At 32.3% G+C, this 26,010-nt stretch carries 30 protein-coding genes and 2 pseudogenes; 10 read left to right on the top strand and 22 right to left on the bottom strand.

All coding sequences use genetic code 11. From position 1 onward, the window contains the following. Together GC105_RS05660 and GC105_RS05655 are read left to right on the top strand one after the other, a co-directional pair. On the top strand, positions 1-778 hold a 778-nt coding region (locus GC105_RS05660), incomplete at its 5' end, for a transposase (RefSeq protein ID WP_152802592.1). A gap of 203 nt (positions 779-981) precedes the next feature. Then, positions 982-1,170, top strand: a pseudogene (locus GC105_RS05655) (transposase); the annotation flags it as partial. A gap of 170 nt (positions 1,171-1,340) precedes the next feature. Here the strand turns inward: GC105_RS05655 and GC105_RS05650 are convergent. The 9 genes and pseudogenes from GC105_RS05650 to GC105_RS05610 all read right to left on the bottom strand — a co-directional run bounded on the left by GC105_RS05650 (position 1,341) and on the right by GC105_RS05610 (position 7,231). Beyond that, positions 1,341-1,484: a hypothetical protein gene (locus GC105_RS05650; protein ID WP_207706945.1), complete on the bottom strand. Its 144-nt coding sequence runs from the start codon at positions 1,482-1,484 to the stop codon at positions 1,341-1,343. Between the two features lie 59 nt (positions 1,485-1,543). Beyond that, a pseudogene (locus tag GC105_RS17700) lies at positions 1,544-1,651 on the bottom strand (IS3 family transposase); the annotation flags it as partial. A gap of 37 nt (positions 1,652-1,688) precedes the next feature. Next, positions 1,689-1,931 (bottom strand): DDE-type integrase/transposase/recombinase, encoded by a 243-nt coding sequence (locus tag GC105_RS17695; protein WP_193708296.1) that lies wholly within the window; start codon positions 1,929-1,931, stop codon positions 1,689-1,691. Between the two features lie 212 nt (positions 1,932-2,143). Next, the gene (gene rlmN / locus GC105_RS05635; RefSeq protein WP_152802588.1) at positions 2,144-3,124 is read right to left on the bottom strand and encodes a 23S rRNA (adenine(2503)-C(2))-methyltransferase RlmN; all 981 of its coding nucleotides are present in this window, start codon (positions 3,122-3,124) and stop codon (positions 2,144-2,146) included. 46 nt (positions 3,125-3,170) lie between these two features. Continuing rightward, on the bottom strand, positions 3,171-3,320 hold the full coding sequence (locus GC105_RS05630) for a cysteine-rich KTR domain-containing protein (protein WP_425481520.1): 150 nt from the start codon (positions 3,318-3,320) through the stop codon (positions 3,171-3,173). Between the two features lie 409 nt (positions 3,321-3,729). Continuing rightward, positions 3,730-3,960: a hypothetical protein gene (locus GC105_RS16800; protein ID WP_207706944.1), complete on the bottom strand. Its 231-nt coding sequence runs from the start codon at positions 3,958-3,960 to the stop codon at positions 3,730-3,732. Between the two features lie 499 nt (positions 3,961-4,459). Then, the gene (locus tag GC105_RS05625) at positions 4,460-4,900 is read right to left on the bottom strand and encodes an NUDIX domain-containing protein (RefSeq protein ID WP_152802584.1); all 441 of its coding nucleotides are present in this window, start codon (positions 4,898-4,900) and stop codon (positions 4,460-4,462) included. Between the two features lie 253 nt (positions 4,901-5,153). Continuing rightward, positions 5,154-5,915, bottom strand: a complete 762-nt coding sequence (locus tag GC105_RS05620) for a class I SAM-dependent methyltransferase (RefSeq protein WP_152802582.1) — start codon at positions 5,913-5,915, stop codon at positions 5,154-5,156. 446 nt (positions 5,916-6,361) lie between these two features. Beyond that, positions 6,362-7,231, bottom strand: coding sequence for an alpha/beta hydrolase (locus tag GC105_RS05610; RefSeq protein WP_193708294.1), 870 nt, complete (start codon positions 7,229-7,231; stop codon positions 6,362-6,364). Positions 7,232-7,383: 152 nt separating this feature from the next. On the opposite strand from GC105_RS05610, the gene GC105_RS05605 reads away from it, so the two are divergent. Continuing rightward, positions 7,384-7,920: a TetR/AcrR family transcriptional regulator gene (locus GC105_RS05605; protein ID WP_152802578.1), complete on the top strand. Its 537-nt coding sequence runs from the start codon at positions 7,384-7,386 to the stop codon at positions 7,918-7,920. Positions 7,921-8,303: 383 nt separating this feature from the next. On the opposite strand, the gene GC105_RS05600 is transcribed toward GC105_RS05605, so the two are convergent. From GC105_RS05600 to GC105_RS05590, 3 genes are all read right to left on the bottom strand, one after another. Then, on the bottom strand, positions 8,304-8,642 hold the full coding sequence (locus tag GC105_RS05600; protein WP_152802576.1) for a pyridoxamine 5'-phosphate oxidase family protein: 339 nt from the start codon (positions 8,640-8,642) through the stop codon (positions 8,304-8,306). Between the two features lie 301 nt (positions 8,643-8,943). Continuing rightward, positions 8,944-9,303, bottom strand: a complete 360-nt coding sequence (locus tag GC105_RS05595) for a hypothetical protein (RefSeq protein WP_152802574.1) — start codon at positions 9,301-9,303, stop codon at positions 8,944-8,946. Positions 9,304-9,671: 368 nt separating this feature from the next. Further along, a complete protein-coding gene (locus GC105_RS05590) occupies positions 9,672-10,037 on the bottom strand; it encodes a DUF4180 domain-containing protein (RefSeq protein WP_152802572.1) in 366 nt (121 codons plus the stop codon). 533 nt (positions 10,038-10,570) lie between these two features. On the opposite strand from GC105_RS05590, the gene GC105_RS05585 reads away from it, so the two are divergent. After that, complete coding sequence (locus tag GC105_RS05585) at positions 10,571-10,750, top strand: hypothetical protein (RefSeq protein ID WP_152802570.1); 180 nt, start codon at positions 10,571-10,573, stop codon at positions 10,748-10,750. A gap of 533 nt (positions 10,751-11,283) precedes the next feature. Here the strand turns inward: GC105_RS05585 and GC105_RS05580 are convergent. The 3 genes from GC105_RS05580 to GC105_RS05570 all read right to left on the bottom strand — a co-directional run bounded on the left by GC105_RS05580 (position 11,284) and on the right by GC105_RS05570 (position 13,256). Beyond that, positions 11,284-12,441 (bottom strand): carcinine hydrolase/isopenicillin-N N-acyltransferase family protein, encoded by a 1,158-nt coding sequence (locus GC105_RS05580; protein WP_152802568.1) that lies wholly within the window; start codon positions 12,439-12,441, stop codon positions 11,284-11,286. A gap of 28 nt (positions 12,442-12,469) precedes the next feature. After that, complete coding sequence (locus GC105_RS05575; RefSeq protein WP_152802566.1) at positions 12,470-13,018, bottom strand: MerR family transcriptional regulator; 549 nt, start codon at positions 13,016-13,018, stop codon at positions 12,470-12,472. A 94-nt stretch (positions 13,019-13,112) separates the two neighbouring features. Continuing rightward, positions 13,113-13,256: a hypothetical protein gene (locus GC105_RS05570; RefSeq protein WP_207706943.1), complete on the bottom strand. Its 144-nt coding sequence runs from the start codon at positions 13,254-13,256 to the stop codon at positions 13,113-13,115. A 268-nt stretch (positions 13,257-13,524) separates the two neighbouring features. Here GC105_RS05570 and GC105_RS05565 point away from each other — a divergent pair, with 268 nt between their 5' ends. After that, the gene (locus GC105_RS05565) at positions 13,525-14,409 is read left to right on the top strand and encodes a transposase (RefSeq protein WP_193708293.1); all 885 of its coding nucleotides are present in this window, start codon (positions 13,525-13,527) and stop codon (positions 14,407-14,409) included. Between the two features lie 542 nt (positions 14,410-14,951). Next, entirely contained in the window at positions 14,952-16,310 is a 1,359-nt protein-coding gene (locus tag GC105_RS05560; RefSeq protein WP_152802562.1) for an MFS transporter, read from the top strand. A 464-nt stretch (positions 16,311-16,774) separates the two neighbouring features. Here the strand turns inward: GC105_RS05560 and GC105_RS05555 are convergent, their stop codons facing one another. The 6 genes from GC105_RS05555 to GC105_RS05530 form a co-directional block, all read right to left on the bottom strand. Then, positions 16,775-17,518 carry an ABC transporter permease gene (locus tag GC105_RS05555; RefSeq protein ID WP_152802560.1) on the bottom strand — a complete coding sequence of 248 codons (744 nt, stop codon included), beginning with the start codon at positions 17,516-17,518 and terminating at the stop codon, positions 16,775-16,777. After that, positions 17,505-18,233 carry an ABC transporter ATP-binding protein gene (locus tag GC105_RS05550; RefSeq protein ID WP_152802558.1) on the bottom strand — a complete coding sequence of 243 codons (729 nt, stop codon included), beginning with the start codon at positions 18,231-18,233 and terminating at the stop codon, positions 17,505-17,507. The genes GC105_RS05555 and GC105_RS05550 overlap by 14 nt, the downstream gene beginning before the upstream one ends. A 159-nt stretch (positions 18,234-18,392) precedes the next feature. Then, on the bottom strand, positions 18,393-19,139 hold the full coding sequence (locus tag GC105_RS05545; RefSeq protein WP_152802556.1) for a MerR family transcriptional regulator: 747 nt from the start codon (positions 19,137-19,139) through the stop codon (positions 18,393-18,395). A 278-nt stretch (positions 19,140-19,417) separates the two neighbouring features. Then, positions 19,418-19,612: a hypothetical protein gene (locus tag GC105_RS05540; protein ID WP_152802555.1), complete on the bottom strand. Its 195-nt coding sequence runs from the start codon at positions 19,610-19,612 to the stop codon at positions 19,418-19,420. 113 nt (positions 19,613-19,725) lie between these two features. Continuing rightward, positions 19,726-20,190 carry a hypothetical protein gene (locus GC105_RS05535; RefSeq protein WP_152802553.1) on the bottom strand — a complete coding sequence of 155 codons (465 nt, stop codon included), beginning with the start codon at positions 20,188-20,190 and terminating at the stop codon, positions 19,726-19,728. Between the two features lie 238 nt (positions 20,191-20,428). Continuing rightward, positions 20,429-20,686 carry a hypothetical protein gene (locus GC105_RS05530; protein WP_207706942.1) on the bottom strand — a complete coding sequence of 86 codons (258 nt, stop codon included), beginning with the start codon at positions 20,684-20,686 and terminating at the stop codon, positions 20,429-20,431. Between the two features lie 344 nt (positions 20,687-21,030). Here GC105_RS05530 and GC105_RS05525 point away from each other — a divergent pair, with 344 nt between their 5' ends. The 4 genes from GC105_RS05525 (at position 21,031) to GC105_RS05510 (ending at position 25,144) form a co-directional block, all read left to right on the top strand. Then, positions 21,031-21,696 carry a Crp/Fnr family transcriptional regulator gene (locus GC105_RS05525; RefSeq protein WP_152802551.1) on the top strand — a complete coding sequence of 222 codons (666 nt, stop codon included), beginning with the start codon at positions 21,031-21,033 and terminating at the stop codon, positions 21,694-21,696. Between the two features lie 118 nt (positions 21,697-21,814). Next, a complete protein-coding gene (locus GC105_RS05520; protein WP_152802549.1) occupies positions 21,815-22,054 on the top strand; it encodes an MTH865 family protein in 240 nt (79 codons plus the stop codon). A gap of 216 nt (positions 22,055-22,270) precedes the next feature. Next, positions 22,271-23,305, top strand: a complete 1,035-nt coding sequence (locus GC105_RS05515; RefSeq protein WP_152802547.1) for an ArsR/SmtB family transcription factor — start codon at positions 22,271-22,273, stop codon at positions 23,303-23,305. Between the two features lie 135 nt (positions 23,306-23,440). Further along, positions 23,441-25,144, top strand: coding sequence for an ABC transporter ATP-binding protein (locus GC105_RS05510; RefSeq protein WP_152802545.1), 1,704 nt, complete (start codon positions 23,441-23,443; stop codon positions 25,142-25,144). 512 nt (positions 25,145-25,656) lie between these two features. Here the strand turns inward: GC105_RS05510 and GC105_RS05505 are convergent. Beyond that, on the bottom strand, positions 25,657-25,866 hold the full coding sequence (locus GC105_RS05505) for a hypothetical protein (RefSeq protein WP_152802543.1): 210 nt from the start codon (positions 25,864-25,866) through the stop codon (positions 25,657-25,659). Positions 25,867-26,010: the final 144 nt, after the last annotated feature.

Here is a 26,010-nt window from a genome sequence, read left to right as displayed (position 1 = left end):
TTGTCTTATGGATACACACGTCCACATTCAGCTTGATCCTCAAGGTTGTGATATCTCTAAATATATGCATGGTTTAAATCTTTGCTATGCTCAGTATTACAATCGCAAATATAAACGACATGGTCCAGTTTTTCAAGGTCGATTTCTCAGTAAAGTAATTGACGTGGATGAGTACAACTTAATCGTATCTGCTTACATTCATAACAATCCAAAAAAACTACCTAGTTATAGTGATTGTGTACATACTTATCGTTTTTCTTCTTATGGAATCTACTTAGGCATTTATCATGATGATCATGGTATGTTAAATACTAACTTCATTCTATTTCAGTTTAGCAATAATTCTGATGTTGCTAAAACTGTTTATGCCAATTTTATTACTAGCTGTAACAATGTTACTCAAAAACAAAAACAGTTTGAAATTATTGATGCTTATGTATCAAGAGAACCTTATGAATATCGAAGTGAACGATATATTTATTATAGAGATGTAACTCCAAGGAAAGTCATTGAAACCGTTGCAGAAGTACTTGATATTAGTACTCCTGAGTTTATAAAAATCAAATACAGTCATAGTGTTACTAGTTTTAAAGCTATATCCATATTTTTAATGAGATGCCTTTGTGATTATTCTTACAAAGACATATGCAAGGAAATTGGGAACCTGACTCTCTCACAAGTCGCTAATCTTTGTAGTAGAGGGTTTAAACTTATCCAAACTGACCCGAAATACCACAATCTTTTGCCACAACTACTTGAACAAATAAGAGTAGCTTAAACAACTCCTATATCCTTTTCTCTTAACTATTAATTTTCACCTATTCATACTTAATTAATTAATTATAGTTTTCTTACCCTGTTTGTTTTTATGTCTCACAGTTAGCTAATTCAATTTTAGCTTTCTTTTTTTTGTTCATTAACACTTTATCAAGCATTAATCTGTAATATTTTGTATCTATATTGCTAAAGGTTGATAACTGTCCCCTAGTCGTTATGGATGCAATTCATTACAAGGTTAGAGAAGATGGTAGAATCCTCAATAGAGCTGCTTATATTGTTTTAGGAATTACGCTAGATGGAACAAAAGATATCTTAAGTATTACAATCGGAGCCAATGAATCTTCAAAATTTTGGCTAGGTATACTAAATGATCTAAAAAACAGAGGAGTGATATAGGAACTGGGATATGGTAATAAACCAACTCAATATCATATATGGTGATATCTTAGCCCAGTATTTGTAGGATGATGGAAAAAGAATCGTCGCTAAAAAAATAATGCAGTTTCTTTGCGCCGAACCTTATTCCGTCGGCAATAATATTATTGCCATACTATTAAATTTTATTCCAGAGGTCGGGTATGGGCAGAGACATTATCCAAGGTGATTGCATCACGCTCAGCAGATTGTCGCCTTAACTTTGCATCTTCTATTTTTTCTTCTAACTCCACAATAATATCATACAGACCATCTAAACGAATAGACATATCATGCAATTTTCTCTTACAATAGCGGGTTGGATTGTCAACACTAATTAACACATTTATTAGTCGAACGATATATTTTTATAATCAACTGGCGTAAGATAGTCCAATGAGCCATGTAATCGCTTGTTGTTATACCAATTTACATATTCAAATAATTCTAATTTGAGTTGTTAAAGATTTTTAAATATCCTTTGAACACAAATTTCATTTCCCCTGTCCGTATGAAATATATTGATTTTTATTAAGTGATGATTGAATCCTAGAAAATGCCTTGGTAACTAAGCTAATATCGTTGTTTTTACCTGCTGAGTACCCAATTATCTCACGATTAAAGAGATCTATTAATACGCATATATAATGCCACTTACCATTGACATTCACATATGTTAAATTAAGGTTTTTTTTTTTGTAGATGCTTGCTCTAGATATTTTTAATATTTTGCTCATAGCACTGATATTGTGTCGAAATAAAATGAACATGACGCTACTTCCCCAAAACACCGCCATATCCTTAAAAAGGTCGACTTTATTATAGCCCCGTAATTCTATTTTTAAAAAGAAAAAAGCGGCTTAGTATTTGTTGCCATAAAAAATAAAGAGCCAATAACTGTGATTTTTACTCATAGTTATTGGCTCTGCGACTTAGCGACTGGCACTTTTTATTCATTTGTTTCGTTGTATTTACTAGCCAACTGTCCACAAGCCGCGTTAATATTTCTGCCATGAGAACTTCTCATTGTAACTTCAATCCCTGCTCGTTCCAACTGCTGCTTGAATACAGCCATTTCCTGTTTCGCTGGCTTTTTAATTTGCGTATTACTTGTAGGATTGTATTCAAGTAGATTGAGCATGACATTTTTGCCACGGAACCAATTTGCTATTTGCCTTATATCGGAAGGTCGGTCATTTATTCCCGGCAAAATCAAATACGCAAACACGACTTTTCGATTATGCCGTTTGGCGTAAGACAATGCTCCATCGACAACATCGCTAATTTTAGATAAGTGCATATTGGGAATAATACGGTTTCTTACAACCTGTGTTGTTGCGTGCAGAGATATTGTCAGTTGAATTTTCAGATGTTCCTCACGCAATTTTTTTAATTGTTTAACTGGACCAACGGTTGATACAGTAATGCCGTCCGTGGGAAAATTCATACCGTTTCTATCCCGCAGAATGTGAATTGCCTTTATAAAGTTGTCATAGTTGAATAACGGCTCACCCATACCCATAAAAATGATACGGTTTACCTTTCGGAGCAGTAGTATAACCTGCTGAACGATTTCTGCTGTTGTCAGATTACGAACAAATCCATTCCGCCCAGATTCGCAAAAAATACAACCAACAGAACAACCGACTTGCGTACTCACACAAACCGTTCCGCCACCTCGACGTTTAATAAAAACCGTTTCAATATACATGCCATCCAACAGTTCATAAACATATTTTTCGGTATCGCCATCCTTGTAGACTGTTTTTAGCGACATATTTAGGTGTTCTTTTTTGGGTGAATGCTTATATAGTGACGAGTATAAAATTTTTGCTTCTCTCTCACCAATGACTTCAACCATTTCTTTGTAGGTAAATCCATATGGAGCACTCCAAATATCTACAGGAGTATGTCTTTGTAAATTTTTCATTTTCTAAGTCCTCTCTCCGCAAAGGGTAAAATATAAGCTCTGCGACTTAGCGACTGGCACTTTTGATTACAATTTTCAGTTCTTCCACATCAATAATGTGTATCGTTTTGCATTTGGGGCAAAAAAGAGGAAAATCTTTCAATAATGTATTCTTAAATATTTGAACACGAGTTTTTCCATTGCAAACTGGACACACTATCCAATACTTTTCATTCACTAACTTCACTTCCTTATCAATTGATTTTTTTAATGGAATATAAAAAAGGCAATAAAAAATGCAGGTCAATTCTCAATGTGAGCATTGACCTGCATATATAGTGCGAGTATTAACACAACAAACATAGGTATAATTTTATAAATTATACCCTAAATAAAAAATTACTTGTTTGCTATTAATACATTCGCAAAATAGGCATGACAAAAAAAGCTCACATAAAAATGGAAACTGCTTCTTTTACTGCCTATATTTTTAAATGTAATTGTAGCTAAACATGAGTAATTACTCCTTTTTTTCTAAAATCATAACTATTATATACAAAAAATGGTGTTCCGTCAACCTCTCCCAATCATCATTATGATATGTATTTCTTCGCATACCAATCGAATCATATGGCTCTTTGAAAATACTCACTTAATCTTTCAACAATATCAGCCCTCTGATTCCAATCGCCATTACTAAATAAGGAAACATCTAATTGTCGTTCGGGATCGCCTCTCTTTTGATGACTTATATATTCAAAGGATTCTACAGAAGGGCTTGTCCCAAATGACATGACTAATCTACCAGTAAAAAATCTGATAATACTTAATATAACGGTTACCTTTCTATTTTCCATCGTTAAAATATAAATTGATACAAAGCCCAAATAATATATTGCCTTTTTCTGTTTCCATCAACAGCCATATTTATCAAATTTGTTTCCACCTGATAGCATTCATATGAGCTAAATATCCTTTATTGATTTTGGTTCAAGAAAAAGACACTGTCTTTTCAATGCGTTTTCATTCAAAAATCTGGCCCGCCTCAACAGTTGGAAAATAGTAAGGCTTATTTTCAAAGCTTTGAAGTAAAATCATCATTTTCTTTCACCCACAATTACACAATATCCAACTACTCGAAATATAAAGTGAAACTTTATTCAGTAAGAGTTTTCTTCATCCCCTACTGAATATTAGTTATCGCGAAACAACGAGACAAACAAAAATATGTTTTCGCAGTACCTTAGTAACGGAGCAGTTAAATATCTTGCTATTTTAACTGTGTAGTTATTAGGGTACGTAAATGAAGCTGCTTTCACTTGACAAATGTCATGAATAATTTTCTATAACAAATATTCATCGAATAAACGCTGATTTTCTATTTGATAAAGCATCTTTTAACCATCGAGGATTCATTTTCAATAAATCTTGCGGTAAATTAGTATGTTCAAAAAATTTGATATCTAATGACTCGCTTGAATTACATTTAAGCTCGCCGCCTGTAATCTCAGCAAGAAAACAAGTTGTTATAAAGTGCGTTACTTTACCATTTGGATATTCGAATACCTGTGAATTTGGGTCGGAGTACACACCGATTAATTTTTTTATTCTTATATCCAAATTGGTTTCTTCTTTTACTTCCCTAATAACTGCCTGCGAAACTGTTTCGCCTATTTCAACATGCCCTGATGGAATCCCCCAAAGGCCTACGTCAGACCTTTTTTGTAGTAAAACTTGGTTTTGATTGTTAAATATAACAACCGCTATACCAGCTTTTAAATTATTAATGCTTTCCATAATAATATAACCTCCCGAAATTATAAAAAGATCCAAAGAAAGGTTTCAACGTATAACAAACACGCTGAACCTTTCCCCTCGGACCTTTTATGTCAATAGGTGCCTTTTACATATTGCAAAAGATGTAGCCCTCGGTCACTGCCCTAACTAAATAGCGGAACCCTAGCTACAATTTTCCAGTTCATTCTTATTGTACTATAGTTTCATAAAAAATAATAGTCTCTTTCTTTTTCTCTTTCCTAAACCTAGTGAGCTAAATAACCTGCAAAAGCATCGTAACCCCAATTATTTCGTTTTCCAGTTCATCACATTCAACCTGTTGGCTTCTTATATAACTTTCAAACAATTGTGTTTTTTCAAGATATTTTTCTTTTAGTTCATTAGCTCTTCTTACAATAAATGACTGCTGTTCATCATTTAATCTTTCCAATGCATCTTCTTCGTTAAACCTTTCATCAAGTAACTTGACTCCTGCATTTTGAAAGAACATAAGCCATTTTTCTTTTGTTGGATATCTCCCGTCAAAATCGTCATTTCCATAAGCATCATCAATGAATATGTACCCACCGTTTTTAACTGTACCTTTTAATTTTTGAATTGTTTCCTCGATAGTTCCTAGTACATCTCCTACAGCACCGAGTATAACAATATCATAACCCTTTTCAACCGTTACTGTTTCGTTTATGTCTCCAATTTTAAAATCGCATAAACTATCAACACTATATTCTTGAGCTTTTTTATCAGCAAAATCAACAAACTCAGGAATAATGTCCACGCCCTTTACCTTACAACCTAAGACCTTGGCAACTTGGACACTAACAGCCCCTTTCCCGCAAGCCAAATCTAGCACCTTGATTTTCTCTGATACCTGCATATTCTTTTGTATCATGTTAATGATATCCTTTGGTGATGAGCCCAGTTCCCATAAATCCTGCAATAAATATGGAAGGTACGGTATCAGTTCTATGGATTCTGCAGTCAATGACTTTGCAAGCTTTTCTTCAACATTTAACATAGTATCTTACCCCTTTTAAAGAAATAACTACCTTCTATTCTTTTCAAGCTTCATAATCCTCCGTTGAAAGCTTATCATCCCTTGAATAAGCACCCAGTTTTGCACCGAATATTTCAATCCTTCTAAAATCCAAAGATTTAAGCAGCCATGCGATTTCACTTGGAACATAGTATCTTTCATTACACTCGAGCTTATATTCATTGCCATCATCAGGTCATTAAATCAAAAGTATCACTTTTGTAATGTGCTCCTTCCTGCATGGGTGAGAATTTCATGTCTAGATAATTTTAACAATCCGTCTAATGTTTTTTGTATCTATATTGCTAAAGGTTGATAACTGTCGCCTAGGTCGTTCTAAGCACAATTATTCTCTCGCTGACTTTATCTAGCTAAGGATAATGACATGAATTTTAACAAATAAAACAAGAATTATTATGATACGTTATCTATTTATTGTGATCGTTTATAAATCTCTTAACCATAGATATATATGTGTCTATCTTTAAAAACATAGTGAGATGCCCACCGCTCAAATCATAGCACACCTTAGGATTTGGCATTAGATTGACAAGTCCCTGTTTTATTGCTTCACTAAAAGTCTCATCGTCTTTAGATAATATGAGTAACACCTTCCCATCAAGATAAGAAAAGTCTTTACTGCTATTTCTAATATTTATCAAGTCTAACATAAGCTCACACATATGCCTTTCTCCTTTGTTTGTAAGCCTTCCAAACATAAGTTTAAACAGATCATGCATATATTGGCGTTCTTCATTGGTACACTCCTTTAAGTACTGCATGGATCGCTTAATAAATTTTTTTCTTAACAATGCTACAGGAATAATTCTAGTTATCCATTTTACCTTTTTAATTTTATTTAGCATTGCATAGATTGACTTCATATCATTCTCATCAATTTCCTCAGTCATGCAGCCTGTATTGGATAAAACCATCTCCCCCACAATTTCCTTATGGCGGCTAGCTATGACCTGAGCAATGAAGCCACCATAGGACTGTCCGATCAATGCCACCTTACCCAAATCAAGTTCTCTAATAAGTGATGCTATACCATCGGCAAGCACTTCATTATTTTTGAAGTTAAGGGGATAATCAAACAACAGTACTCTAAAGTCCTTGGCAAATTCTCTTGCATGATTGTACAAGGCATCCGACATGCCTAGTCCTCCCACAAGCAATACAATTGTTTTTTCACCATTACCTGCAAATCTGTATTCAAATTTCACTCCGTCTATAATCTTCATCTGATTTGGAAATAACTTTTCATACTCTTTCAAATCTTTTTCAAAGTTCACCATAGTATTCCCCTCCTGACTATTCAACAGATAAGCCATGTCACACTTGTGACATTTTTGATTTTATTATATAATCCTTATATAATTAATGTCAATAAAACCACCGCAAGTGCTACAAAACTTGGGTTTTGTGACAATATGGAGGTATTTAGTATATGCATACAAATAAATTAGCTGCCCAGTCCAGGAGTTGGCTTTTAGATTCCTTCTACAATATTCTGAGGGAAAAAGCCTTTCAAAACATCACCATTTCAGAAATATCAGAATGTGCTGATCTAGATAGGAGAACTTTTTATCGACACTTTAAATCAAAGGAGGCCATACTTCAGGAGTACTGCCAGTCAATAATATCAGAGTTTGCTAGTCTAATATTGAGCCAGGATAACATTAGCAAATCAAACGTGACGGTTGCATATTTTACATTTTGGAAAAACCATCTGGATTTTCTCAAACTTCTAGAAAGAGACAATCTACTATTTTATTTGCTAAATGAATTTGAATTGCTACTGTCAATAGTCAGAAATACTGTGAAGCCTGAGATAGATGAAGGTTCCATAACAAAAATAGAGCATTATCATCTCTCCTTTTTTATAGGAGGCTTCTTCAACCTATTAGTAAAGTGGTTATCTAAAGGGGCCCTAGAATCACCGTCTGAAATGGCAGCTATAATGGAAAAGGTTTATCCTCAATAAAAACCTATCATAATCAAGTAAAGTTGCGGTGTTTTTGCTAAGCACGCTATCACAGAATTATTTTCTACATAACTGTATATTGCTTAAACATACACAAAATATTTGCCATCTAAACTTGAAATTTTTAGACTATTTCACATTTTTAATAAACCCAGTAAATATGCTGCGTTTAAGTTGGTTTTAAGTCCACCCTAACCTCTCAATAAATAATTAAGGATTTATTAGTAAATATAAATTCTTGTTTAACGCAATGATGTACCAACTAAGCGCGTGAGTGGTTTTTGAAAAGATTATAACTATTACAGGGTAATACTACTGCTGTTCTCTAAGTCGATGGTTACATCAGCTTCTTTAAAATGCACCTCAAATAAAACAAGATATTCTCATACTTGCTCTATTGTCATGGCATAGTCAGGTATTTTCTTAATAAACTCATCCTTCATGTCATAAACGGTATAGTTACTTTTTTGAACAGTTCCTTTGTTTACTCGAACATGAGCATTACCATCGTGTGGAACAGTTGTAAACGCAACGACCGGATTTTTTTCAAACTCTTCTACTTTTTGATTATCGCCAAACGTAGAAAAATAAATAACCCCCTTAGAAGTGCTGTTATAACAGAAATTAACAATCCTTACGTTAGGATTTCCTCCTTTGCAAGTAGCCAATGCAATTTCTTTTTGTTCTTCCATAATACAGTTAAATTCTTTTACAAAATCCATTTTTAAACCTCCTTTTATTTTGATATTCATATCATACTACAGTAACCTTTACAACAGTACCTCTTGTTTACACTTTTTAGGATAATGCTAAGTCAATTGTAGCTACTGGTACCATGTTTTTATTCTTTTTCGTTTACTTTTATAACTTTGGAGTGATTAAGTCCGGGTTAGGACAGTACCACTTCTTTGATGAACAAATGGAGAGAATGTTTTCCGTTCTTGGTACAATTATGATTATCCTAGGAGTGATAGCCAATATTCTCGGTAGACTTGAGTTAAAAGCAAATTGGGCAAATCATAACTATGAATCGACACTTATTTGGCTCTCGATGAATGTTTTTGAAATAAGCATAGCTTGAATTATATGTTGAAAGCGATTGAATTGTGAACTTCCTTTTTCATATTTACTTTGAGCTTTTGTAGTTTTATTTATGATTGAAACTATTGGAGGTAGTGCTTCTCTCAAATCTTTGCTTGTATAATTTGTTGTTTTATTCTCTGACAGAAGAACCTTTGAAATATAGAGTGCTTTAATTCTGTTTTTTAAGAGTGAATGTTGAGACGACCCCTCCGAAAACTTAAGTTGCATTTTTCTACAATTTGTAATGGTAGAAGATAGAAACGATATCGCCCTTTCTAATTCTTCTTTACTGAATTCCATCACAATTCCTCCTATTCAAATTGGAATTTGTGTTATTAATAATATTCTGTTTAATATATACATTCTAATATTTCAATTGCAAATATTCCATAAATACTTTTTAGCAAGCTCCAACTTATTACATATCATTGTATTTATTATCCTTCATATTTTTACAGATATCTGCTTTTGCTTTATACTAAAGTTCGTAAAATCTATAATAATTCCTCTCTTTCACCCCTATAACATGTCCACGCATGATTATATGTACTTTGATTAGTAGTACATATATATTGTAATCTTTCATCATAAACCATCTGAAAAAAAGATGTTTTCAGATCTGCTAACAATTTGATTATAAATACTCTTCATTCTCATAAGAACTGGAACTAATCAATACTTAATTTTTCGATAGCTTGTTTTTCACTTGCCAAAAAAAATATATCTTTTCCTTTATTACATTCGTAAATAAAATCTTTCAAACTCTTGCTTGTATATATAGAGAAATCTCCTATGATAGCTATTTTCTTTCGATAATTTATAAATTTTTGCAGTATATCTCCTGCTATCTTAGTGCTTAGATCAAAAAACTCTTCACATATTGATGATTTATTTATAATCATACGACTACATCCTGTTTCATAATCTACTGTTGCAAAAAAATCCAATGCTGATTGCACATCTGTTATTAGTATATCTCCACTAGATACAATTGCAATTTTAATATTTTTCTCTTTAATAACACTTATTTGCATATTAATCCTCCATATCGATAAATTATTTGTTGCGTATAAAAATACTTATATACATTATACAAACACCATATTAACTTATCAATCTATTACTTCATATCCCTAACCTTGCTTTTCTCATTTTTATTCTAAAATTATACTCCCATTATTAATCTACGTAAATCTTCTTATGGTGTATTATCTCATCAATAGTTGTATTGTCAAACAAGAGAAATTTTTCATTGTTTCCACATTATCAAGCATTAAATTGTAATATTTTGTCTCTGTATCGCTAAAGGTTGATAACTGTCCCCTAGTCGTTTCTATGCATGTTTAAATCTTTGCTATGCTCAGTATTACAATCGCAAATATAAACGACATGGTCCAGTTTTTCAAGGTCGATTTCTTAGTAAAGTCATTGACGTGGATGAGTACAACTTAATCGTATCAGCTTACATTCATAACAATCCAAAAAAACTACCTATAGTGATTGTGTACATACTTATCGTTTTTCTTCTTATGGAATCTACTTAGGCATTTATCATGATGATCATGGTATGTTAAATACTAACTTCATTCTATCTCAGTTTAGTGAACGATATATTTATTATAGAGATGTAACTCCAAGGAAAGTCATTGAAACCATTGCAGAAGTATTTGATATTAGTACTCCTGAGTTTATAAAAATCAAATACAATCATAGTGTTACTAGTTTAAAGCTATATCCATATTTTTAATGAAATGCCTTTGTGATTATTCTTACAAAGACATATGCAAGGAAATTGGGAACCTGACTCTCTCACAAGTCGCCAAACTTTCAGGTAAAGGTTTTGCTCTTATTCATTCTGAACCTAAATATCAAAATTTATTATTTCAATTGCTAGAAAAAATAAGTGCTGCCTAAGCAACCCTTTTATATAACTAGCCTTCTTTTGACACCATTAATAAATGGTTTTATTAACATGTCATTCTTTCATTTATACAAGCTAACAATTAAGTTTGTCTTATTTTTTGTCTGTTATTTTCATTTTCTATAATTTTAATTACAACTGTTTTTTTAATAATATCTCAATTTTATATATTATTTAAGGTTAAACTGATAAAAATGCAGATATGTCCCCTATTGTTTCTTATAGCAGGCATCTTAGGGCGAGCCTGCTATAATAAGGCTTTTATCATTTACAAAAAACAGCACGGTACAATGGATATGATACTTACAAAGTAGACAGTCTAATAAATACTCTGCCATTATATTCCTGTATGATCTATTCTAGCATTCCAAGGAGAATCTAAAATATGAAGTCCGAGTGGATTCCTTGTTTTCTTCTCTATGTTTTTTAGCTCTATCTCTTAGATAAAAGTTAACCTCTAGACTTCTATTATCGATATCATAAATACTATGTAATAAAGTACGCACTGGTACCTCAGGAGGATTTTTAAAAGAACTCTTCTCAATAAATACCAAAGTATTTGTATCTTTAGCAAAATCCATGGTGAATTTTTCCTTATGCTGTTCAACTGTACCACTAAGGACCTTATACCTATTATAAGGACAAATTTTTTCGTCACTTACCCTTGGAATTTCATTTACTGATTCATAGGAATGTAATAAAAAGTTTGTAATAATTTGCGGCTTATCTTTTCCATCAATAATATATTCTTTATTGTGAGCATGAGAATACTCCCATATAAAAGAGTTTCCAAATCTATCTGCAATTAATAAATGTATGGGCTGAAACATATAAAAGTGCTTATTCATTAAAAGTGCTTCTTTTGCCTCCTCCACAGTAGCACAGGTGTCTAGCAGTAATTGTATGCTCTTAAGTTCATTTAGCCCAACAGCATTACAATAGGTTGGCTCCAGGTGATATTTTTCTGGTGATTCATCGTCAGCTAAATGAATTACCGTTAACCCCTCTGAGTTAATTCCTTCAAGAGCTTCTCCCAGCAACTGAAAGCTCAAAATTGAAATGGAAGGATATCCTTCATTAGGATACATTTCAATAATATATGGTTTTGATAAAGCAGGCATACTACTTGGCACATAGAAATCTAAATTCCTGCTTATAATTCCATGACTTGATGCTGTACTGCAAGGAGGATAATAAATTGCTGAACAACCTGTTCCTAGCATTGCTTCCCCTAATATAGAAAAATCAATTAAATCTTCTCTAAACTTTGAATTGTATGCATCTGCTACACCTTTCATCCTCTCAAAGAAAATTGGATAGTTTTTTTCTAAATACATTCTTTGACACCGAGTTTGTAGTGGATCCTCTGTAGGTAATTTTTTTATACCATGTCTTTCTTTTGCTATCTGGGCTAACTTCTTGCCGATTTCATAATTACTTCCCTTTAAAATCAAGTGACGAATCTCTAAAAAATCTTCCGGGCTGCTCAATATTACATTTTCTTTAAAGTCCAACAAATATTATCACTTCCACCTTCCTATTTAGTTAATTTTTCATAGTTTGAATTATTAATACATTTGCATATGCCCTTATTTTTTTAATCTCTTCTCCATCAACTCCTAGTGCTTCTAAGAAAATCTGATGCCCTTTTGGAGACATTTCTTCTAATTTTGCATGAAGTCTATCCATATCATCATCGTCTATACCTGCTAACTTTAATATTTCAATCAGTATATCTTTTTCAACAATTTGAAGACGTTTTAATAGTTCTTCACTCTTTAAAATGCTTAATATTAAATGCTGTTGTTTTCTAATGTTTTTTGCTTCATTATTGAGTACGTTTAACCTCTTCTCAAGAACCTCTTTGATCGTCCCTTCAGATGCCTCCAATAAACTTTTTATCTCTTCTAAAGATATGCCAGTTTGACGATATGTGCATATTTGCTCCAGTCGCTTTATATCCTCCTGTGAATACCTTCTATAATTATTATGTCCTCTACTGAACGGTGTCAAAAGTCCAATAGAATCATAATATAACAAGGTACTCCTAGAAAGACTAAATTGTTTGCATAAATGATTAATTGAATAATTCAATGTTACCCCTCCTCTTATATATAGCTTAAACTATAAAGCTATAGTCATGTCAATCTCATAATATCAAAAAAGAAGAACCTTTTGCGGTTCTCCCCTAAAGCTTTTGTATCATGTTAATAATATCCTTTGGTGATGAGCCAAGTTCCCATAAATCCTGCAATAGATATGGCAGATATGGAATCAGCTCTGTGGATTCTGCAGTTAATGATTTTGCAAGCTTTTCTTCAACATTTGACATCGTCTTTCCCCCTTTCGATTCGACTATTTACCATGATTCAAACATCTAATATCGTTAGTGAACAAGTACTGTGGGAGCCCATAGAGACAAGGCCATAGGGACACAAGGCCATAGGGACATGTCTCATCTTTTTATCATTATATCTTACTCTATTTATAAATTATAATATTTTTGTAAGTCTCATTGTATAATTTGTTGAATGTTCTGGTTGAATGTTCTTAGAATTTATATAATAATATACCCAAACACATGTTTGGTGGTGATTGTTATGCCAAGAGTTGCAAGAAGAAGAAATCCAGAAAACCCACACCATGTTATGTGCAGAAGTATTAGCGAAGTGACTCTTTTTAGAAATGATAGTGATAAAATTAAATACCTACAGCTAATGGCTTTATACTGTAAAAAGTTTAAATGCAGTATTTTGGCTTATTGTCTTATGGATACACACGTCCACATTCAGCTTGATCCTCAAGGTTGTGATATCTCTAAATATATGCATGGTTTAAATCTTTGCTATGCTCAGTATTATAATCGTAAATATAAACGGCGTGGTCCAGTTTTTCAAGGTCGATTTCTTAGTAAAGTGATTGACGTCGATGAGCACAACTTAATCGTATCTGCTTACATTCATAACAATCCAAAAAACCTACCTAGTTATAGTGATTGTGTAGATACTTATTGTTTTTCTTCTTATGGAATCTATTTAGGCAAATACCATGTTGATTATGGTATATTAAATACTAACTTCATTCTATCTCAGTTCAGCAACAATCCTGATGTAACTAAAACTGTTTATTCCGATTTTGTTACTAGCTGTAATAATGTTACTCAAAAACAGAAACAGTTTGAAATTATTGACTCATATACCTCAAAAGAGCACTATGAATATCGAAGCGAACGATATATTTATTATAGAGATCTAACACCTAGGAAAGTCATTGAAACTGTTGCAGAAGTATTTAATATTAGTACTCCTGACTTTATTCAAATTAAGTACAATCACAGTGTTACAAGTTTTAAAGCTATATCTATATTTCTTATGAGATGCCTTCGTGATTACTCTTACAAAGACATCTGTAAAGAAGTTGGGAACCTGACTCTCTTGCTAATCTTTGTAGTAGAGGGTTTAAACTTATCCTACTTGAACAAATAAGAGTAGCTTAACCAACTCCTATATCATTTTCTCTTAACTGTTAATTTTCACCTATTCATGCTTAATTGATTAAGTATAGTTTTCTTACCCTGTTTGTTTTTTATGTCTCACAGTTAGCTAATTCAATTTTAGCTTTCTTTTTTTTGTTCATTAACACTTTATCAAGCATTAATTTGTAATATTCTGTATCTATATTGCTAAAGGTTGATAACTGTCCCCTAGTCGTTTCCGGGGCAGTGACATCTAATCCGCTCTGTACGGGGTCATAAGGCCCTCTTGATATATAACTCTTCATTCGAAAATAAAAACACTACAATCTTTTAATTATCTGCCAATTTTAATAATAATGTGGTGTGGCTACAACCTAATATGTGTCATAAAATATATGATGAAAACATATACTCAAATAAGGTAGAATTTTATATAATGTATACGATTTACAATATTTGTATAGAGTGTAATTATTAGTATTCTACCTTAAATATTTGAAAGGAGAGAAAAAGTATCTTCAGTTTAAAAATTGAATTGAAAGGGTGTATTAGATGGATAATATGAACTCGTTATCAGCAACTAAAGTTAGCACTAAAGAGGTCTTAGCATTTAGTATGGGTTACATGGCCTTAACACTTGGAGGACTTGGTAATAGTTACTTATCTTTTTTCTGGACAGATATTGCATTAATTCCTCTTTCTGCTGTAGGTATGATATTTTTAATTTCTAGAATATTTGATGGTGTTACTGATATTATTATTGGATTCATGATTGACAAAACGAAGAGTAAACATGGAAAAGCGAGACCTTGGCTTTTATGGATGTTAGTTCCATCTGTTGTGTCAATGGTAGCGTTGTTTTATATGCCAAATATCAGTACAACTGGCAAAATAATATATGCCTTTATTGTTTATAATGCTGTGGCATTCTTTTTCGCAACGGCCACTGCAATTCCTTTACAAACACTTTGTTCAAGACTATCTAGCGATGGTGCTGAACGTTTAAAATTGAACATGGTAGCACAGATATTCGGTAGTGCTGTATCTGTTTTAGGTAACTATTTCGTTATAATCGGTATTACAAAATTCGGTGATGGTGCAGGAGGATATTTTAAGTTTTTCGGTTTATTGTCTATCATTTCAGGGATATTAATTCTTATAGCATTTGCCGGCACGAAAGAAAAAGTAGAAGCATCTAAAAAAAGTGATGAAAAGAAATTAACTTTAGGAGAAGGTTTCAAACTGCTCTTCTCAAATAAATACTGGATATGGGTAACTTTACTTCAAGTTAGTTCATGGTTATTCCCAGCTTTTATGGCTATTAATATTTATTATATGATATGGATTTATAAGGATCCGTCTTTAATGGGACCGTTTATGTCTCTAATATTCTTTGCTATGTTTGTTTCAATTATGATCTTAACACCTCTTTCACAAAAAATAGGTAAAGATAAAACCGCATTTTTAGGTATGTTTTTACAAGTTATAGGTGGACTAATTCCATTAGTCAATTTAACTTCTTTACCTATATTAATGGCTTCAGCTGTTTTTAGAGGTGCTGGACCAGCTGCAATGTTAGGAACTAGACTTGCTTTTACAGCTGATGTTGTGGAGTATGGGGAATGGAAAAATGGTACGAGAACAGAAGGTCTAATCTATAGTGGAACAAGTATGGGCCAAAAAATAGGAATGGGTTTAGGTGGTTTGATTGTTACCATAATGTTGGGAATCGGTGGTTATGTGGGAGGAGCAGCAACTCAAACACCTGCTGCACTTAACTCCATCGTATTTACTTTTACTTGGTTATCTGCACTGGCTTCAGCATTAGCTGTGGTTTGTTTATTTTTCTTAGGTAAACTACAAAAACAAATGCCTGAAATCATGAGAGACTTAGACGCAAGAAAACAATAAGATAACTAGATACATAAAAATTTAGCTTAGGAGTTTAATTGCTCCTAAGCAGTTTTTTTTATCACTCAGTATACTATCATAGACTTTCAAAATTAATCATTATTTATAAACATTATCCAAGGTGATTGCATCGCGCTCAAGGGATGTCTTCTGGTCAGAAAGGATTTTAAGTCCAACGCATACAGCACTCCCATTACACTGAATACACTGCCATTGACATATGAATATATCACCATCAGACGACCAAGTCCTTCTATGTTGACATTTGCCTTTTTATTTTTTGATAGTATTATAACTTGCAATTAGGAAATACCATTTATCCCGCATTAACAGGCACTAAGACTCCCGTCGTAGGTTGCGGGCTTTTGGCTCCTTGTTTCATGAAAACTAATATTTCAGTAGGGGATGAAGAAAACCCCTACTGAATAAAGTTTCACTTTATTCAGTTATGTGGTAAAAAGTTGTTATTCCCATTTAAAAAATCTAATAGAAACACTTATACAAATTATAGCAAACAAAATCATCACCATAATGGGAAATATGACACTTTCAATCGGTAATCCAAGGGAAGCAGCTTTCAAAAGTTTTATTCCTTGCGTGAGAGGTAGAATATTTGCAACTTTTTGGAGTGCTGTCGGCATAGCTTCATATGGTAAAGTAGCACCCGAAAAAATAAGCATTGGAAAATACAATACGCTTGTAATCACACTTGCTATTTTAATATTAGGTGCAAGCCCACCTACCAAAACGCCAATGCTAAACATGGATAAAATCACTAATAAATATCCACCTAAAAATTGAAACCATGATCCATTTAGTTGATATCCAAAGAATAATCTTGCTACAGTATAAACAAATACTAGGGATGTAATAGAGTACAGTGCATAAATCACCACTTGCACAGCTAAAATCATTAAAGGGCTAGACGGTGTTACTTTAAATCGTTTTAAAATCTTTTTATGCCTGTAATCAGATATAACCAAAGGAAGTCCCATAACACCACCTGCACAAATTGCAATTGTTGCTACTGCACTAAAAGATGGTTCTAAATAGGTATATTCAGCACCATCAAAAGCTGGAGTATCTCCGTAAATAATACCAATAATGATTATTACAACAATTGGCATGCAAATTGCAAATATAATCATATCAATTCCTCGCAATGATAATTTAAGCTCTGATTTGAGCATTATTCTAAATGTTTTCATTTTCAAATTCCTCCGTGTACCAAAGATAAGCATCTTCTAATTTTTCAAAAGGGCTGGCTAAAATCGCTTCATTTACATTACCATAGAATACAGTTTTACCTTGCTTAAGAATGCATATTTCATCGCATAAAGCTTCAATCTCGTCCATAAAGTGAGAGGTCAGCAAAATAGTCAATCCCTGTTTTTTTAAGTATGATAGGAAATTCCATACATCTCTTCTTGCTTTTGAGTCAAGTCCTGTAGTTAACTCATCTAAAAACACAATTTCTGGATTTGGAATCAATGCGAGGATTATAAATAACCGTTGTCTTTGCCCGCTAGAAAGTTCATTAACCAGACTTTTTGATTTTTCTGAAAGTCCGAATTGCTTCAGCAACACCTTATAATCTATAGTTGTTTTATAAAGCGATTCAGTGACTTCACATAGCTCCCCTACTCTAATATTTTCTTGATAATTTGCTTCTTGAAATTGAACACCAACTTTTTCAAATAACTTTTTTCGTTCTCTTTGAGGGTTCATTCCCAGTATTGATACCTCGCCACTGTCCTGCCTTTTCGTACCCAAGATGCATTCAATAATTGTGCTTTTACCGGCTCCATTTGCACCAAGTAAGCCGAATACCGTTCCGCGAGCAACACTAATATTTACATTGTCCACTGCGAGTATACCGTCATAAGTTTTGCTTAACTGCTTTACATTGATTGTAGTTTCCAAACTATATTCCTCCTTTTATTTTTCTACACAAGAAAGCGTCTTCTACGTGTTTTAAGTAAAATAGGAAAAATTCGAATATTTGCGAGCTAGTTGAACTTCCCTATCTTATAAAAAAAGAATAACACCAACGGTTGGGTTGGTGTTAAAGTGTAGGGTTTATTAATATTTATTTTTCATGCTATCAATGCATACAAGCATATTGTGCGCATTACTTTCAGCAACCTGCAATGATGTAATTAACATATCACATACAGATAAGATATCATCACTTTTCTGAGGTGTATCCAACACTTTTTTAATATTAATTTTAGAGTTATCTGACAACTCATTTAACATACGCAAGATAGATTGAAGTGAATAATTTGCACACCTAAGTGTTCGAATGATTTTCAATCGTTTTATATCTTCATCACTATATATACGATAGCCGTTTTCCTTACGTTTCACAATCAATAGTCCATTCATTTCCCAGTTTCGTAGTGTATCCATGGTAACTTGAACATATTGTGATGTTTGCTTTCTCGTAAGGCACATATTAAATTCTTCCTCTTGTATGCCAGAAAGCAATCTATCCGTGATATCAATAGCCTCTTCAGCATTTCTTTGCTCTATCTTAACCTGTTTTATATATTCATTCGTGCAAGTAATTGCTTCTTGAAACTCTCTTTTAGCAGATAATTTAATAATATGAATTATTTTTTTTCTAAGACCACTTTGTAATACCTCAACTTTAAGTCCAATCCTTGCAAGTTTAAATTGTTCAATATGAAAATCTGTAAAAACCCTATATCCATTAGATAATCTCTGGGTTTTAGGAATTAAACCAAATTTTTCATACAATCGCACTGTATTAGGATGTACTCCAAATATTTTGGATACCTGCGCTGTCTTATATGTATTTTCCAAGATACTTTCACCTCCCATTTTACTATATAATAACACTAATTAAAAGTCTGGTGTTATAGTAGAGAGTTTATATCTTGACATTGCATTACAGATTCTCAGGTAACTGACGTACAATCCTAAATCTGTTAGGTAAATCGTAGTCTTATATTTAAATAGCTGAGTTAAGCTATTTCTCGCGTTTAACGGAGTTTTCACATCTTCTATGATACTGTTTAATTCCTCATAGGAGATCTCATCAATTTTCTCAATAAATATAGAACTGTTGGCTCTATTACGACTTAATCTTTTTTAATTTTCAATCTAGATCTTAAAATTGATGCAATAAAAATAATAGCCATTGCCCCAGAAAACATATACTGAACAAAATCTGGAATTATATTATTTGTAACTACTAACCCTATCATAATCACATATGCTACTAACATTAGTACGAACCCTAAATAGACCAATCTTTTTAAGTAGTTTTCTTTCATACTACCCCACCCCATACTACATTATTTAAAATCTTCTACTGTTGTGCATCTTATAAAAAGAGCGAATATTTTAGTCTGTTTCATAGTCTTTGGAATTTTGTTATAAAGATACATTAAAATTTAGATTTATCATAGTTATACGGAACGCTTGTTCCTACCACAACATCTTCTATCTTTTCTACAATAAGCCAGTCATCCATATTACTTTGATGATCAAAATCTAAAGGCGCTATTTCTTTTACATCCGTGAATTCAACTAAGCACATACATTTTTTATGCCATCTTGTCTTTTGTTTTTCTGTAAGATTTAATTTATGTTGATATCTATCAAGAGTATTATTAATTTCATATTCCGATAATCTAACTAAATTTTCTACGTTTACAACTGTTGCTTTTGCAGTAATTTGCCCACTTCCTTTTTCCATAAAATAAAGAGTTTCATCGCCAAAAACCCTGCTATGTGGTATTTTTCTCCCTGCAGCAGCTCTAATAATCATGGTTTTACTTCCCTCTAGTATTTTATCTAATACCTTTTCGCCCTTCTTCCCTGTATTATCACAATAAACTAAATGTACCATATTATATTCTCCTCTCTAAACTAAAATCTTTTCTATGCCTCATCTAATGTTAATTTTTCAAATGGTTTATCAATAGGTGGATTAATATATTATATAATAGTATTCTTTTTGCCAATACATAATAAACCTCCTAATAGCTTTGTTTCATGCATAAATTTCTACTTTATATATGGTTGTTGCTTACTTATATGTATCTTGCTTCGTATTATAAGAAAAATATGAATTATGCCTTATTTAATTAATTTCTTAATAATGCTTGTGCATTATCATAATCATTCTTGTGCACATATAAATAATATGTTTTTGTGTATTCCATATTTATACCGAATGTACCAGCCCTTGCTCGGTTCGATGAACCAAAATAACTTGAAGTGGTACTATCGACTACATTATATTTATATTTAATTCCACTTATAGAAAGTGTAGAACAGACTTCATTAAATCTTTGTAAAGAGCATCCAACAAATACTTCTTTTCTGTTCCAAATCATTATCATAAATTTCTCCCCTTTTATGAACACTATCCTACAACTGTGATTATAAATATTTTAATTTATTCAGTTTTCTCTTAAAGTGAATTGTCCCTGAAAAAAATCACTATATTATATATTAATAATAGGTTACTATGTATTATTTTGTCAATTAAATATTGTAATTTGTCATAGGATTCTTATGCAGAACGCATACACTCGCTACGTTTGAGTTTCTTGTATCAAAGATAAAGTAGAATTGTGCTATAATATTATATAAATAGGATCTGTACTTTATCATTTCAGTTTAGTTATTTCTACAAGCTAAAGTACGAATAATCTTAAGTGAAAAGAAAGAAGGTTTGAAAAAAATGACTAAATCAGTACCATGTATGAAAGATTTAGATTTATTTTCTCCCCTCAATGAAGTTGAAAAACAAAACATAACTCGGTTAGCTCAAGGTAAAATGTATAAAAAAGGAGAATTTATTTTTCGTGATGGTGATCCAGCGGATACAATATTTCTTATATGTACAGGAAACGTATTACTCCAAAAGAATTCTTCAGAGGGTAAACAAATATCAATAGATATCCTTACTGAAGGAGCCATTATCGGAGAAAATACTATTTTTGAAAATTTAACATACAAGTTTGAGGCCTTAGCCCTAGAAGATTCATATATTTGTCGCTGTTTTAAAAGTGACTTTGTTGAATTACTTAAAAATCCTGAAATTTCTATAAAGATGATGAAGTCATTGTCCGAAAAAGTAAATAACTATACGGATTCTATCGTAACAAATGCATTTTACGATGTAAAAAGTAGAGTTTTTAGAACCTTAGTTAAATTATCAAAAAATCATGGACAAAGTAAGAATAATGGAATTCTATTAGAGATTTTCTTAAGTCATGAAGATCTAGCTCATCTTTCAAATGCTTCTAGAGTAATGGTAACAAAATCTATTGCAACTCTTAGAAATGAAGGCAAAATAAGTATAAAAGAAAGACGATACATGATTCATAGTACAAGCGAGGAATAAATGAGAATAATCTTAGTGCCTGTTAATGTGGGATAAATATATGAAATTGTAATGTATGATACAGAAATACGTAGACTGTACAATATATAATAACATTATTAAGAAAGGAGATGTTATTATGGATGTACGAGAAACAATTAAGTCACAAATTGTAACAGCACTAAAAGATGCACAGTTCCCTATAGCTACCCCACACTTATTAATTAATGCTTTCCCAAATGGTGCTGAAACTACTTGTGTTGCTGGCGACTTAAAAGTAAAGGCTGGCGATGCTGGAAAACTATTGACAGAAGAAGATTTTCCTTTTAAATCCGCAGAGGATGTTGGAGAAACTATTGTAAGTAGAGCAGGTTTGTAAATTGAAATAATGAAAACATAGTAGCTATAAACACGATCAGACATGTAAGTTTGGTCGTGTTTATTGTAGTACGCCCATCATTGGCGCAATATATATAGATCATCATCTACAATGCTTGATGATTTTTTATTTTTGTATTATACTCATGTAAATGAATTATTATCCAGATGGTACTTTGTATAATATATAAATAAAAATAACTATAAGGAGATAGCCATGTCACACAGAATTTTTACTGAACTAGACCCGTTTATTGAAACTTTAGGATTGCTGATACACAGCCATAACCTTGATGAAACAAGGACTTCTATTATAAAAGAACTAGATAATTTAGGATTTATCGGCACCGATCTTTACTCAAAACACTTTAAAATCTTTGACAAGTATATTAGCACATTCAAAAAGTATAGTGTAGTTGGAGCTGAGGATAAATTCTTTTTTGAAGATATCGAATCTAATCATATAAATATTATAACAATGTTAATGATATCAAATAAAGATTTCGTTGATAAGATTGACGAAATAAGTAGCCAGAAAATAAATCATGATATTATCGAATACATTGTAGAATCTATGGAAATATCGTTACCTGACAAGGAGATAGAGAACCTTGAAGATATCATATCTTTTCTGGACTCTAACAATAGCTTAGGCTTTAATGATAAATGGAAAATTATGAAAATGTTACAGAACTCTAAGTATTATTTAAAAAAATTAATTTCTATTATAAACAATAATATTGATGCTTATGCACAAGCTCACAAAAGTATAAGTAAACAATTGGAAAAGCTTATAAATCAATATAATGAAACTGTTACCCTAAATGGTACAGGACTCTTTAATGAAATGCTAAAATCTCTGACTGATAATATAGATATCTATCCTACACTTGCATTCCCTGCACTCTTGATAGCTTTTGAAAAATCATGCTATTATGGACTTCTAAGCCCTCTTGTAATCAGAGGTGAAAAGAATAGCAAGCTAACACAAGAGGATTTTTTATACTGTCTAAAAACTCTAAGCGATAAAAGTAAAATGGAAATTATTAAGACCCTTAAGGTCAGTCCAAAATATAACCTTGAAATTGCTAATGAGATTGGATTAACTGCAGCAACAGTGTCGTATCATATGGCAGTATTGCTTACATGCGGCTTTGTGAGTGTAGAAAAACAAGATGGAAGGGTCTACTACAATCTAAAAAAAGATACCATCAAAGACTTTATTGATCTAATGGAAGAAACCCTTATCTAAAAAATCCCTGATAAAGGTTTTTTTTTAGGTACTCATATTAGATTATCATCTATTTTAATTGACAAGTATCTAACGTTATTGTATTATGATTATATTAAATATTTGATTTTCATCTAATATATAGGAGGGTTTTTTATGGGTTCAATTTTAAAACAAAACAAACTATTACTTTTAATTACAATTGTTTTAAGCATAATTAGTTCAATTGCATACGTATATATTTCCATTATTTTAAAAAATGTCACCGATATTGCTCTTAGTGGAGATTTATCTGCATTCAAAATCGTGGTTATAAAATCTGTATTATATCTGATAATTTTGGGTCTTATCAGCTATATTTACTCCATCTGCAGCAAACGTCTAGTGTGCAATATAGTGCAGGCACTAAGAAAAAAGGTATTTGACGGGATTCTTAGGAGGAATAAGGAAGATTTTGCAAGGGTCAATACAGCTGATTACATCTCTGCCTTTACAAATGATATAAAGTTAATTGAAGAAGGCTGGATACTTCCCCTTCTAACACTACTACAGAACGCTGTTATATTTATAGGTGCTTTGGTCGTTCTTTTTATAATAAGTCCAATTATTGCTCTATTTCTAATAGGATGTTTTGTACTCATGCTGATTGTTCCTGCCATTTTTGGAAAAGGATTACAAGACAGACAGGACAGACTCTCAAAACAACTTTCAATTCTTACCACAAAAATCAAAGATGTGCTTTCAGGTTATGAAGTTATAAAATCATATAATATAGGTCGCCATATCCAAACACAGTTCAATGATAAAAACAATGAAGCTGTGACAGCAAGATTTCGCGCTGACAAGCTGATGGCTGCCAGTGAAAGCCTATCTGAGATATTGGCATATCTTACATTGTTCTCAGGATTTTTTATTGGAGCATATCTTATTATAGTAGGAAAAATATCTGCTGGTACACTTCTTGCTCTTATCCAGCTTAGCAGTTCTTTTGTAAATCCTCTTATGATAATTATGCAAAGTCTTCCTCATATACAGGGTGTAAAGCCTGTGTTAAAGCGACTTGATGATTTTTCAAACTATGAGGTTACCTCATTTATCGGAACCCACGAACCATCCTTTGAAAAATATATAAAAGCTGAAAATATTAGCTTTTCGTATAATGGAGATCAAAAAGTACTTGTCGATATAAATCTAACGATTAAGAGAAATAAAAAATATGCAATAGTAGGACACAGCGGTTGCGGGAAATCAACACTGATTAAATTACTTACAGGTTGTTATTCAGGCTTTCAAGGTAGTATTACTTATGATGGTACCAATATTTGTGAACTTGATACAGAAAAGCTTAATAAAATGATAGCTGTGATTCATCAGAATGTATATATGTTTGATGACAGTATAAAGGAGAATATCTATTTGTATGAATCCTTTTCACAGAACGAGCTTGAACACGTCTTGGAAGTAAGTGGAGTAAATAAGTTCATTAATCTTACACCTAATGGTCTAGAATCCAGTGTAGGAGAAAACGGTAGTAATATATCAGGTGGGCAAAGGCAGAGAATAGCAATTGCCAGGGCACTGATTCAAAACAAACCATTTCTTATTCTAGATGAGGGTACTGCAGCAATTGATATGCAAAATGCATATGATATAGAGAACAGACTATTAAAGCTTAAAGATCTCACACTACTTACCATAACACATAATATGAATAATGATATTCTGCGAATGTATGATGAAATTATTTATATGGAAAACGGGAAAATAGTTGAAACAGGTAGACTGGATGAACTGTTATCGCACGATAGTTCATTTCAAAGATTTTTTTATCTAGTAAAAGAAGAGACGGTTGCTCTCTAAGTTAGGTACTCTACATAATACTATATAAAAATATAAGTACAACTCTGACTTCCAAATTAATAAGATTATAAAATGAGAGTGTGAAACACTCTCATTTGCGTGCTTAAGAGTAGTATCTTTTTCAGCAAATCGTATAGTATTCTTCTTGGTATAGTACAATACAAAAGCTTTACTTACACAATAAGCTCAAACTATCATACTCAGATCCGCCTTTGATGTTGCTAAAACTATAAAGCTTGCCAAGGAATCCGCTCTCATAACAAGAGTCAAAAACCTCCTTAGTTCCGTTATCTAGAGTAAAAAAATTGCCGGCCATGGATGCGAAATTAATGAGTACTCCTCCTTTAACATAAGATTATAAGCAGCATCTGTTATATACATTGTGCAAAATGAGTTGGTGCCCGCAACCTACGACGAGAGTCTTAGTGCCCTGTTAATATAGGATAAAGCATCTCTTTTATAATTATAGTTTCAGATATCATTTCCTATAGGATCAATAGCCCTTGCTCCAACTATACAGATATTAGAAATTTATTTCGAATCTCGTATGAATCGTCAACTTTAAGATGAAGTATTATATGTCCTTTTGGAAAGTCACTAAAGTAATCAAATAATCTACTCATTGTACTCTCACAATATATGTAAATTGTTTTATCGGCAGCCACAATCTGATCGATGTAATTTTTGAGATATGGCCAATACAATTCTTCGAATTGTTTCACTGAAAGCGTACTGTGCGCAAGTAATGCGGTATAAAAATCAGTAATGTAATTACTAGAATCTTCTTTAATATTTTAGAAGTTACCATTAGATTGAACTTGAAATCTGCTTATAGCTATCTCAAATTTGCTTCAACTCTTAGTGCT

The sequence above is a fragment of the Alkalibaculum sporogenes genome, from assembly GCF_009362815.1.
Lineage (GTDB): Bacteria > Bacillota > Clostridia > Eubacteriales > Alkalibacteraceae > Alkalibaculum_A > Alkalibaculum_A sporogenes.
This window is presented reverse-complemented; position numbering and strand designations above follow the sequence as displayed.

Bases quoted from the DNA above. Each gene is read 5' to 3' on its own strand.
- GC105_RS05560 (WP_152802562.1), top strand. From the start codon at position 14,952: ATGGATAATATGAACTCGTTATCAGCAACTAAAGTTAGCACTAAAGAG.
- GC105_RS05585 (WP_152802570.1), top strand. From the start codon at position 10,571: ATGTTAAATACTAACTTCATTCTATCTCAGTTTAGTGAACGATATATT.
- GC105_RS05620 (WP_152802582.1), bottom strand. From the start codon at position 5,915: ATGTTAAATGTTGAAGAAAAGCTTGCAAAGTCATTGACTGCAGAATCC.
- GC105_RS05540 (WP_152802555.1), bottom strand. From the start codon at position 19,612: ATGAAAGAAAACTACTTAAAAAGATTGGTCTATTTAGGGTTCGTACTA.
- GC105_RS05590 (WP_152802572.1), bottom strand. From the start codon at position 10,037: ATGCAAATAAGTGTTATTAAAGAGAAAAATATTAAAATTGCAATTGTA.
- GC105_RS05535 (WP_152802553.1), bottom strand. From the start codon at position 20,190: ATGGTACATTTAGTTTATTGTGATAATACAGGGAAGAAGGGCGAAAAG.
- GC105_RS05525 (WP_152802551.1), top strand. From the start codon at position 21,031: ATGACTAAATCAGTACCATGTATGAAAGATTTAGATTTATTTTCTCCC.
- GC105_RS05530 (WP_207706942.1), bottom strand. From the start codon at position 20,686: ATGATAATGATTTGGAACAGAAAAGAAGTATTTGTTGGATGCTCTTTA.
- GC105_RS05555 (WP_152802560.1), bottom strand. From the start codon at position 17,518: ATGAAAACATTTAGAATAATGCTCAAATCAGAGCTTAAATTATCATTG.
- GC105_RS16800 (WP_207706944.1), bottom strand. From the start codon at position 3,960: ATGGAAAATAGAAAGGTAACCGTTATATTAAGTATTATCAGATTTTTT.
- GC105_RS05600 (WP_152802576.1), bottom strand. From the start codon at position 8,642: ATGGATTTTGTAAAAGAATTTAACTGTATTATGGAAGAACAAAAAGAA.
- GC105_RS05650 (WP_207706945.1), bottom strand. From the start codon at position 1,484: ATGTCTATTCGTTTAGATGGTCTGTATGATATTATTGTGGAGTTAGAA.
- GC105_RS05565 (WP_193708293.1), top strand. From the start codon at position 13,525: ATGCCAAGAGTTGCAAGAAGAAGAAATCCAGAAAACCCACACCATGTT.
- rlmN (WP_152802588.1), bottom strand. From the start codon at position 3,124: ATGAAAAATTTACAAAGACATACTCCTGTAGATATTTGGAGTGCTCCA.
- GC105_RS05510 (WP_152802545.1), top strand. From the start codon at position 23,441: ATGGGTTCAATTTTAAAACAAAACAAACTATTACTTTTAATTACAATT.
- GC105_RS17695 (WP_193708296.1), bottom strand. From the start codon at position 1,931: ATGAGCAAAATATTAAAAATATCTAGAGCAAGCATCTACAAAAAAAAA.
- GC105_RS05595 (WP_152802574.1), bottom strand. From the start codon at position 9,303: ATGGAATTCAGTAAAGAAGAATTAGAAAGGGCGATATCGTTTCTATCT.
- GC105_RS05605 (WP_152802578.1), top strand. From the start codon at position 7,384: ATGCATACAAATAAATTAGCTGCCCAGTCCAGGAGTTGGCTTTTAGAT.
- GC105_RS05570 (WP_207706943.1), bottom strand. From the start codon at position 13,256: ATGTCAAATGTTGAAGAAAAGCTTGCAAAATCATTAACTGCAGAATCC.
- GC105_RS05625 (WP_152802584.1), bottom strand. From the start codon at position 4,900: ATGGAAAGCATTAATAATTTAAAAGCTGGTATAGCGGTTGTTATATTT.
- GC105_RS05515 (WP_152802547.1), top strand. From the start codon at position 22,271: ATGTCACACAGAATTTTTACTGAACTAGACCCGTTTATTGAAACTTTA.
- GC105_RS05520 (WP_152802549.1), top strand. From the start codon at position 21,815: ATGGATGTACGAGAAACAATTAAGTCACAAATTGTAACAGCACTAAAA.
- GC105_RS05610 (WP_193708294.1), bottom strand. From the start codon at position 7,231: ATGGTGAACTTTGAAAAAGATTTGAAAGAGTATGAAAAGTTATTTCCA.